Origin of the sequence: Streptomyces sp. NRRL B-24572 (assembly GCF_002156145.1) — a bacterium.
GTDB classification, from domain to species: Bacteria; Actinomycetota; Actinomycetes; order Streptomycetales; family Streptomycetaceae; genus Streptomyces; species Streptomyces vietnamensis.
Genome location: NZ_MWIG01000697.1, coordinates 1 through 9,415 on the forward strand (window position 1 = coordinate 1; position 9,415 = coordinate 9,415).

General features: G+C 74.5%; 10 protein-coding genes. 6 read left to right on the forward strand and 4 right to left on the reverse strand.

Going from position 1 to position 9,415, the window contains the following annotated elements; all coding sequences use genetic code 11:
- Positions 1–906, forward strand: a 906-nt coding sequence (locus tag CCN56_RS33860; protein ID WP_086831659.1) for an ROK family protein, incomplete at its 5' end; no start/stop codon positions are given.
- A 177-nt stretch (positions 907–1,083) separates the two neighbouring features.
- Positions 1,084–1,860 (forward strand): class I SAM-dependent methyltransferase, encoded by a 777-nt coding sequence (locus CCN56_RS33865; RefSeq protein WP_086831667.1) that lies wholly within the window; start codon positions 1,084–1,086, stop codon positions 1,858–1,860.
- Positions 1,861–1,925: 65 nt separating this feature from the next.
- Here the strand turns inward: CCN56_RS33865 and CCN56_RS33870 are convergent, their stop codons facing one another.
- A complete protein-coding gene (locus CCN56_RS33870; protein ID WP_086831660.1) occupies positions 1,926–2,510 on the reverse strand; it encodes a DUF4865 family protein in 585 nt (194 codons plus the stop codon).
- A 28-nt stretch (positions 2,511–2,538) separates the two neighbouring features.
- Positions 2,539–3,114 carry a TetR/AcrR family transcriptional regulator gene (locus CCN56_RS33875; RefSeq protein ID WP_086831661.1) on the reverse strand — a complete coding sequence of 192 codons (576 nt, stop codon included), beginning with the start codon at positions 3,112–3,114 and terminating at the stop codon, positions 2,539–2,541.
- A gap of 147 nt (positions 3,115–3,261) precedes the next feature.
- Between CCN56_RS33875 and CCN56_RS33880 the strand changes: the two genes are divergently transcribed.
- From CCN56_RS33880 to CCN56_RS33890, 3 genes are read left to right on the forward strand one after another with little or no spacing between them, the layout of a single operon-like run.
- Positions 3,262–3,576: an SHOCT domain-containing protein gene (locus CCN56_RS33880; RefSeq protein WP_086831662.1), complete on the forward strand. Its 315-nt coding sequence runs from the start codon at positions 3,262–3,264 to the stop codon at positions 3,574–3,576.
- Entirely contained in the window at positions 3,573–4,364 is a 792-nt protein-coding gene (locus CCN56_RS33885; protein ID WP_086831663.1) for an ABC transporter ATP-binding protein, read from the forward strand. Before CCN56_RS33880 ends, CCN56_RS33885 begins: the two co-directional genes overlap by 4 nt.
- Positions 4,361–6,919, forward strand: a complete 2,559-nt coding sequence (locus CCN56_RS33890) for an ABC transporter permease (RefSeq protein ID WP_086831664.1) — start codon at positions 4,361–4,363, stop codon at positions 6,917–6,919. Before CCN56_RS33885 ends, CCN56_RS33890 begins: the two co-directional genes overlap by 4 nt.
- A gap of 26 nt (positions 6,920–6,945) precedes the next feature.
- On the opposite strand, the gene CCN56_RS33895 is transcribed toward CCN56_RS33890, so the two are convergent.
- The gene (locus CCN56_RS33895) at positions 6,946–7,539 is read right to left on the reverse strand and encodes an ATP-binding protein (RefSeq protein ID WP_179200074.1); all 594 of its coding nucleotides are present in this window, start codon (positions 7,537–7,539) and stop codon (positions 6,946–6,948) included.
- A gap of 172 nt (positions 7,540–7,711) precedes the next feature.
- Complete coding sequence (locus CCN56_RS33900) at positions 7,712–8,047, reverse strand: hypothetical protein (RefSeq protein WP_086831665.1); 336 nt, start codon at positions 8,045–8,047, stop codon at positions 7,712–7,714.
- A 187-nt stretch (positions 8,048–8,234) separates the two neighbouring features.
- On the opposite strand from CCN56_RS33900, the gene CCN56_RS33905 reads away from it, so the two are divergent.
- On the forward strand, positions 8,235–9,377 hold the full coding sequence (locus CCN56_RS33905) for a PLP-dependent cysteine synthase family protein (RefSeq protein ID WP_086831666.1): 1,143 nt from the start codon (positions 8,235–8,237) through the stop codon (positions 9,375–9,377).
- Positions 9,378–9,415 lie beyond the last annotated feature (38 nt).

A 9,415-nucleotide genomic window follows, 5' to 3' on the forward strand; every position in this document is an offset into this window, starting at 1 on the left:
GGCGGCGCCATCGTGGCCACCGCGCCCGGCTGCGTCACCGTCTCCGCCGACCCCGCGCAGGTCCTCGGCGCGGTCGTCGACGCGGGCGCCGCGCTCCTCGCGGAGAGCGGCCGCCGCTGCGTCGGCGCCGGACTCGCCGCACCCTCCGCCGTCGCCGAACCCGAGGGCACCGCCCTCAACCCGCTCCACCTCGCCTGGCCCGCCGGGGCGCCGGTCCGGGAGATCTTCGCCGAGCGGGTACGGGCCGCCGGCATCGAAGGCCCCGCCTTCACCGGCAACGACGTGAACCTCGCCGCGCTCGCCGAGCACCGCCACGGCGCGGGGCGCGGCGCGCGGGACCTGCTCTGCGTGGCCACCGGTCACCGCGGCGTCGGCGGGGCGCTCGTCCTCGACGGCCGCCTCCACACCGGCAGTTCCGGCCTCGCCCTGGAGGTCGGCCACCTCACGGTCAACCCCGAGGGCCGCCCCTGCCACTGCGGCAGCCGCGGCTGCCTCGACGTCGAGACCGACCCGCTCGCGTTCCTCACGGCCGCGGGCCGGACCCCCGGCCCCGAGGTGTCGCTGCTCCAGCAGTCCCGCGACCTGCTGCGCACGAGCCCCGACGACCCGGGCGTCCGGGTCGCGGTGGGGGAGCTGATCGACCGCCTGGGTCTGGGCCTCGCGGGCCTGGTGAACATCCTCAACCCGGACCGGATCATCCTCGGCGGGCTCCACCGCGAACTCCTGGACGCGGACCCCGAGCGGCTCCGTGCGGTGGTCGCGGACCGCAGCCTCTGGGGCCGCAGCGGCGGCGTGCCGATCCTCCCGTGCACCCTGGACCACAACAGCCTGGTCGGCGCGGCCGAACTGGCCTGGCAGCCGGTGCTCGACGACCCGCTGGCGGCCCTGGGACGCGAACCGGCCTGACGGGGTCGGCCCTGCGGATCGGGGCGCCCCTCCGCCAGGGCGGCGAGCCGGGCCAGGGCCATGCGCGTGCCGGTCTCGTCGTCGGCGGCCGGACGCGAACGGTCAGACAGGCCCCGGCGAGGAGGCCGTCGGAAAACCGGTGTGCGGCGGACGGGGCACGGCGTACCGTTCCGCCCCATGACCTCTTCCGACTCGGCAGTCGAACTTCCCCCGCGCCTCGGCAGCCTCACCTTCCACGGCCCCCTCTCCGAGGCCCGCGCCACCCGCATGATCGAGCGGCTCGCGGCCACCGCGCCCGCCGACGCGCTCGACATCGGCTGCGGATGGGGCGAGTTGCTCCTCCGCCTCCTGGAGGCGGCCCCCGCCGCGAAGGGCACCGGCATCGACATCAACGCCGAGGACCTGGCCCGCGGCCGGGCCCTCGCCGAGGAGCGCGGGCTCGCCGACCGGGTCGCCTTCGTCGAGGAGTCGGCGCTCGGCACCGACCGGGGACCCGTCGACGCCGTCCTCTGCCTCGGGTCCAGCCAGGCGCTCTGCGACCCGGAGCTGCCGTACGACCCCGCCGCCGTCCTGCGTGAGCTCCGCCGGCTCGTCCGGCCCGGCGGTCGGGTCGTGCTCGGCGAGGGCTTCTGGGAGCGCACCCCGACCGAGACGGAGCTCGCCGGTATGTGGCCCGGCGCGACCGTCGGCGACCACTTCTCCCTCGGCGCGCTCGTCGACCTCGCCGTCGAGGCGGGGTTCCGGCCCGCGTGGATCGAGACGGCGAGCGCGGAGGAATGGGAGGAGTTCGAGTCGGGCTACCGCTACGACACGGAGGTCTGGCTCGCCGCCCACCCCGACCACCCGCTCGCCGCCGAGACGCGCGAGCGCGTCGACCGGCAGCGTTCCGGCTGGCTGAACGGCTACCGGGGCGTCCTCGGCATCGCCTACCTCACGCTCGTCGCGGTGGCCTGACGCTCCTCAGGCTCCTCAGAGGGCCTCGGCCCACCGCTGCCGCCCGCTGCCGAGGGGCGACCGCCTCACCACTGCCGCCCGGCGCCGAGCGCCGACCGGCCCGGTGCCGACAGGTGCAGCACCCGGAAGCGCTCGCCCTCGTCGGCGGGCGCTTCCGGGCCCGCCCACAGGGTGAGGGCGAGCAGTTCCCAGTGGCGCGGGTCCACCGCAAGTGCGGAGGCCACCACCCCGTCCCGCCGCGCCTCGCGCGCATGCCGGGTCACCGCCTCCGCCACGGCCTCGCCCGGCGGGACCCCCTCCCCGAGCGGGGTCCTGCGGCGCGTCGCGGCGCCCGGCGCCGACGCGGCCGCCGGCCCCTCCTCGTACGCCAGGCCCGTCCAGTGCTGCACCACCGGCCGGCCGAAGTCGTTCACGATGCCCTGGAAGCCGGGGCCCCAGAGGAAGGAGTTCATTCCCTCGGGGGAGGCCCACAGATAGAACGGCGCGTACTGGTTCACGGGAGACCCGGCCTCCCGCTCCCGCATCAGATACGCCTTCAGGCCGAGCCCGGGGAAGGCGTCGAGCAGGTGGCCCCTGGTCGCCACCCGCTTGCGGATGATCTCCATGTCGTAGTCGGCGGGCAGGGTGATCTCGTACTGCATCGCGTGCACGGGAAGGCTCCGGTTCTCCGAGGCGGGGTCAGCGGGCGAGCAGGGTGAGCAGTCCGCGTACGGCGGTGTCGAAGGGGGCGCGCGAACCCGTCGCGCGGGCGAGCACGTACCCGCCCTGTACGGTCGCGAGGACCGTCGCCGCGATCTCCTCCGGATCGAGACCGCCGCTCAACTCGCCGCTGTCCAGGCCCTCCCGGACGACCTCGGCGATCCGGGTGCGCACCCGGCCGAGCACCTCCTCGACGGGCGCGCGCAGCTCCGGGTCCGCGATGACCTCCGGGTCCATGGTCAGCCGCCCCACCGGGCAGCCGCGCAGGACGTCGCGCTCGCGCAGCAGGTACGCCTCGATCCGGGCGTACGCCGAACCCGTACCGCCCAGGACCGCCTCGGCCGCCGCCCCCAGCTCCTCGGCCGAGCGCCGGATGGCCGCGAGCGCCAGGTCCTGCTTGCCGGCGAAGTGGTGGTACATGCTGCCCTGGCCCGCGCCCGCCGCCTGCTGGACGGCCTTGGGGCTGGTGCCGACGTAGCCGCGCTCCCACAGCAGCTCGCGGGTCGCCTCGATCAGCCGCTCCGAGGTGTTCATGCTCATGGCGGCACTGTACATACCAGTAGGTACAGAACGGAAGGAGTGCCGACCGGGGCGACGTACTCCCGGTGTCGTACGCCAGGAGCCGCTGCCCGTACGACGACCCGGACCCCCTTCCGGAGGGAGCCTCGAACCACGGACAACACACCGAGGAGCTGAACCCTCATGAACACACTCGCGTACGCGGGTCCCGGCCCGTGGATCCTCTTCTTCCCCCTCGTCTGGGCCGCCGTCGTCATCGGGATCGTCACCGTCGTCCGCCGCGCCGGCGGGTGGCGCGCCGGCGGGTGGCGCGGTCGCGACTTCCGCTTCGGCGGCGACATGCGCCGCGACGGCGGACCGGACGAGGACTCGCCCCTCACCCTGCTCGGCCACCGCTTCGCGGCCGGGGAGATCGACGAGGACGAGTACTGGCGGCGCCTGAGCGTCCTGGAGGAGCAGTTCGGCCGCGCCGCGAACCCCAAGGGGCGCCGGACATGACGACTCCCGCCCCGCTCCCCGCCGCCCGCGTCGTCGACGCCGTCAAGGTCTACGGGCGCGGCGACACCGAGGTCAGGGCCCTCGACGGGGTGAGCGTCGACTTCCCCGTCGGCCGCTTCACCGCCGTCATGGGCCCGTCCGGCTCCGGCAAGTCCACCCTGATGCACTGCGCCGCCGGACTCGACACCCTCACCTCCGGCGCCGCCCTCGTCGGCGACACCGACCTGTCCACCCTCGACGACCGGCGCCTGACCCTGCTGCGCCGCGACCGGATCGGCTTCGTCTTCCAGGCCTTCAACCTGCTGCCGACCCTCACCGTGGCCGAGAACATCACCCTCCCGCTCGACCTCGCGGGGCACCCCGTCGACCGGGTGCGCTTCGACCGGCTCGTCGACACCGTCGGCCTGCGCGACCGCCTCCACCACCGGCCGAGCGAACTCTCCGGCGGACAGCAGCAGCGCGTCGCCGTCGCCCGGGCCTTCGTCGGCGCCCCCGAGGTCGTCTTCGCCGACGAACCCACCGGCAACCTCGACTCGCGCTCCGGCGAGGAGGTCCTGAGCCTGCTCGGCCGTACGGTCCGCGAGACCGGTCGCACGGTCGTCATGGTCACCCACGACCCGGTCGCCGCCGCCCACGCCGACGAGGTGATCTTCCTCGCGGACGGCCGGCTCGTCGACCGGATGACCGGCCCCACGGCCGACCTCGTCCTCGACCGCATGAAGGCCTTCGACGACCGCATGAAGGCCTTCGACACGGGCACCGCGACGGTCCCCGGAGGTGCGGCATGAACACCCCCGCCACCCTCAGGCTCGCCCGCTCCTCGCTCCGCGCCCACCGGCGCCGCTTCCTCGGCACCTTCGTCGCCGTCCTCCTCGGGGTCGCCTTCCTCACCGGCACCCTCGTCATGGGCGACACCCTCCGCGCGAGCTTCGACTCGATGTTCACCAGCGCCACCCGGGGCACCGACGCCATCGTCCGCAGCTCCGTCACCGTGACCGCCGCCGGCGAGGCCCAGGGCACCCGCGGCCCCGTCGCCGCCGCCCTCGCCGAGCGCCTCTCCAAGGTCCCCGGGGTCGCCGCCGCCGCGCCCCGCATCGAGGGCGCGGGCCAGCTCGTCGCCGCCGACGGCAGCCCCGTCGGCGGCAAGGGCCCGCCCACCCTCGCGGGCAACTGGATCGAGGACCCGGCACTCAACCCGTACCGCCTCGCGGAGGGACGGGAGCCGAGCGCCCCCGGCGAGGCCGTCGTCAACCGGGGCGCCGCGAAGACGGCCGGTCTCGCCGTCGGCGACACCACCGTCCTGCGCACCCCCGACCCGGTGAAGGTCACCGTCGTCGGCCTGGCCACCTTCGGCGGCGCGGACGGCATGGGCCAGGTCACCTGGACCGGCCTCACCCGCGCCGACGCGGAGAAGTACCTGACGGCGCGCCCCGGCGAGGCGACGAGCATCGCCGTACGCGCCGCGCCCGGCGTCTCCCAGGACGAACTGGTCGCCGCGCTGACGCCCGCGCTGCCCGACGGGGTCGAGGCGATCACCGGACAGCGGGCCGCCGAGGAGAACACCGAGATGATCTCCGGCCGCTTCCTCGACCTCTTCACCACCTTCCTGCTCGTGTTCAGCGGGGTCGCCGTCCTCGTCTCCGTCTTCACGATCCACAACACCTTCGCCGTCCTCGTCGCCCAGCGGACCCGCGAGAACGCCCTCCTGCGCGCGATCGGCGCCGCCCGCCGCCAGATCGTCACCGGCACCCTCGCCGAGGCGCTCGCCGTCGGACTGCTCGCCTCCCTGGCCGGGCTCCTCGCCGGGATCGGGGTGGCCGCCGGACTCCAGGCGCTGTTCCCCGCGATCGGCTTCCCGTTCCCCGAGGGCGACCTCGTCGTCGCCGGCACCTCCCTCGTGCTCCCGCTCGGCGTCGGACTCGCGGTCTGCGCCGGTTCGGCGCTGCTTCCGGCCGTACGGGCCGGGCGCACGGCCCCGCTCGCCGCGCTCCGCGAGACGGACGTGGACGACTCGGGCACCTCGCGCCGTCGCGCGCTGACCGGCGGCGCCCTGCTCGTCGCAGGCGTCGGCACGGTCCTCGTCGGCGTCCTCGGCACCCCGTCGCTGTGGCTCGCCGGGACCGGCGCCGCGCTCGCCGTCGTCGCGTTCGTGGTCCTCGGACCGGTCGCCGCCTCGCTCGCCGTACGGGTGCTCGGCCGCCCGCTGCGCGGGGTCAACCGCGGCCTCGCCCGCCGCAACGCCCTGCGCAGCCCGGGCCGTACGGCGGCGACCGCCACCGCCCTGATGATCGGGGTCGCCGTCGTCACCCTCTTCACGGTCTTCGGCGCCTCCCTCAAGGCCACCATGGACCGGACCGTCGACCGCTCCTTCGCCGGCGACGTGGCCATCAGCACGCCCTCGTTCGGTGCGGGCGGCAGCGGGCTCAGCCCCCGCCTCGCCCCGGCGGTCGCCGCGCTTCCCGAGGTCGACACCGCCGTGGGCCTGGGACGGGGCGTCGCCGAGGTGAACGGCAAGGGCCGCGCCCTCACCGTCACCGACCCGGCCGCGCTGGCCCGGGCGCTCGACCTGGGGGAGGTACGGGGCTCCCTCACCGGACTCGGTACGGACGGGCTCGCCGTCGCCGCCGACGAGGCGGCCGACTCCGGCCTGGCGCCCGGCCGGACCGCCGTCCTGACGTTCACCGACGGCAGCCGGCACACCTTCACGGTCCGCGCGGTCTACGAGCGCTCCGACCTCGCCGGCGACTACCTCGTCACCCGGGCGGCCTGGGCCCCGCACCGCACCCAGGACGCCGACCGGCTCGTCGCCGTGTCCTTCGCGGACGGCGTCGGCGCCGAGGAGGGCAAGGCCGCCGTGGCGAAGGTCGCCGACCGGTACGGCCATCCGGAGGTGCAGACCCGGGGGGAGTACGCGGAGGCCTCGGCGGGCGGCATCGACATGATGCTCACCCTCGTCTACGCGCTCCTCGCGCTCGCGGTCCTGATCGCGCTGCTCGGCATCGCGAACACGCTGACCCTCTCCGTCCACGAACGGACCCGTGAGCTCGGTCTGTTGCGGGCCGTCGGGCAGACCCGGACCCAGCTGCGGGCCGTGGTCCGCTGGGAGTCCGTCCTGGTCGCCGCCTTCGGGACGGTCGGCGGGCTCGCGCTCGGCGGCTTCCTCGGCTGGGTCCTCGTCCGCGCCTCGGGCGGATCAGGCGACAGCGCCCTCGCGTTCGCCGTACCGGCGCTGCGGCTCGCGGCCGTGGCCCTGGTCGGCCTGGTGGCGGGGGCCGTGGCGGCCTGGCGCCCGGCCCGCCGGGCGGCCCGCCTGGAGATCCTGCGGGCGATCGCCACGGAGTGAGCGTCGGGAGTGTGTGTCGGGAGTCCTCAGCCCGCCCGGCCCGCCAGGACCGGGCGGGCCACCGACGGAGCGGGGACCGGCTCGGCGGGGGCGCTGAGCGGCACACCGGGGAGTCGGCTGTACCCGACGCCCGCGAACGCGGCCTCGGCCGCGGCGCCGTACACGGCGCGCGCGCACTCCTCGACGGGGTCGGCACAGGGCGGCGCCGTGAGGGTGAACCACACGACCTTGCCGTCGGCGCCGCACGGGCGGATGCCCCAGCTCTCGCTGACCGCCCCGACGATGGCGAGCCCCCGGCCGGAGGTGGCGAGCGCGTCGGGGTCGTCCAGCAGACCGAACGCCTCCACGGGGCAGACCTCGGGGAGCCGGGGATCGTGGTCCCGGACCGAGACGGTGAGCCGGTCGAGCAGCAGCTCGACCTCGACCCTGCATCCCTTGTCCGGCTGGGCATGACGGTGCACGTTCGTCAGCAGCTCGGTCACCCCGAGGACCGCCTGGTCCACCAGGGCGTCCAACTGCCAATGTCGAAGGTGCGCGGAGATGATGCGGCGGACCTGTCCGATCCGCGACGGCAGGGCCTCAAGCTCCACCGCGTAGTACCTGCTCGGCTCGCTGATCACGGCTGCGACTCCCCGAAGTGGTCCGGAAGAAGACGAAGATTCGGATCTGTCAATGCGGTACAGAAGGGGCGGTGACCTGATCGCAGCGTCACCACCGCTGAACCCTCAGTGAGGTGGGTTCCAGACTGGCCCAGCCGTGACCGCCCCGCAACTCGCCGCGAGCCGTCGCAGCTCAGGACCGTCGCGCGGCCTTCTTCAGCGCGGCGAGGAAACGCCCCGAGGCGTGTGACTCGCTGTCATGGTCGCGGTTGCGGTCGCGGTCGGGGTCGCCGTCCCGCAGCGTCAGCCGGTACCGCGTGCCGTTCACGGTCGCCACCGTCTCGTCCGCCTTCGCGAACCACGGCCGCCCCGCCCGCACCGCCGTCACCGGCGCGCTGTCGATCTCGCTGCCGTAACTCGTGAGGAGCGCGAGGCGTCCGTCCTCGATCCGCACCTCGCCCGCGCGCGTCAGCGAGCGCGGCCAGCGCGCGATCCGTACGCCCCTGGCGCTGAACTCCGGCTCCGCCATGGCGATCCGCCCCTTTCACCCGGTTGCCGTACCCAGTGTGCCGGGCCGTCGCCGCCCGCACCAGTAGCCCGCCGGCGGGCCGTCCACAAGCGATGCCTATGGATCGTCAAAGGGAACGTTTGCCCAGGTGAGAGCGGTATTGTCGGTAGTGGGGGAGCCATGGGGCGCCACATGAGGAGAGGGACGGATGAGCACCACCCACGAGAGTGCGGCCACTGCGACGAGCACCGCGACGGCCACCGTCGACGTCGACCGCAGCGACCCGGCGTACCGGTCCTGGCTGAAGGAGGCCGTGCGCAAGGTCCAGGCCGACGCCAACCGTTCCGCCGACACCCACCTGCTGCGCTTCCCCCTCCCCGAGAAGTGGGGCATCGACCTCTACCTCAAGGACGAGTCGACCCACCCGACCGGCAGCCTCAAGCACCGGCTCGCCCGCTCGCTCTTCCTCTACGGCCTCTGCAACGGCTGGGTCCGCCCCGGAAAGCCCGTCATCGAGGCCTCCAGCGGCTCGACCGCCGTCTCCGAGGCGTACTTCGCGAAGCTCATCGGCGTCCCCTTCATCGCCGTCATGCCCCGCACGACCAGCCCCGAGAAGTGCCGGCTCATCGAGTTCCACGGCGGGCAGTGCCACTTCGTCGACGACTCGCGCACCATGTACGAGGAGGCCGCCGCCCTCGCCGAGCGCACCGGCGGCCACTACATGGACCAGTTCACCTACGCGGAGCGGGCCACCGACTGGCGCGGCAACAACAACATCGCCGAGTCGATGTACCAGCAGCTGAAGCTGGAGCGGTACCCGGAGCCCGCCTGGATCGTCGCCACCGCCGGCACCGGCGGCACCTCGGCGACCATCGCCCGCTACGTCCACTACATGCAGCACGACACCCGGATCTGCGTCGCCGACCCCGAGAACTCCTGTTTCTTCGACGGCTGGACGCACCACGACCCGAACGCCACCGCCGACTGCGGCTCGCGCATCGAGGGCATCGGCCGCCCCCGCATGGAGCCCAGCTTCGTGCCCGGCGCCGTCGACCGCATGATGAAGGTCCCCGACGCGGCGAGCGTCGCCGCCGTCCGCGCACTGGAGACCGCGATCGGCCGCAAGGCGGGCGGCTCCACCGGCACCGGCCTGTGGAGCGCGCTGAAGATCGTCGCCGAGATGGTCGCCGAGCGGCGCACCGGCAGCGTCGTCACCCTGATCTGCGACGGCGGCGAGCGGTACCTCGACAAGTACTACTCCGACGACTGGCTGGCCGCCCAGGGCCTGGACATCGCGCCCTACACCGCCGCTATCGAGCGGTTCCTGGCGACGGGGGCCTGGCCGGAGTGAGCCGCCGGTCCAGCCGGCGCGCCGCGTCCCGGAAGGAG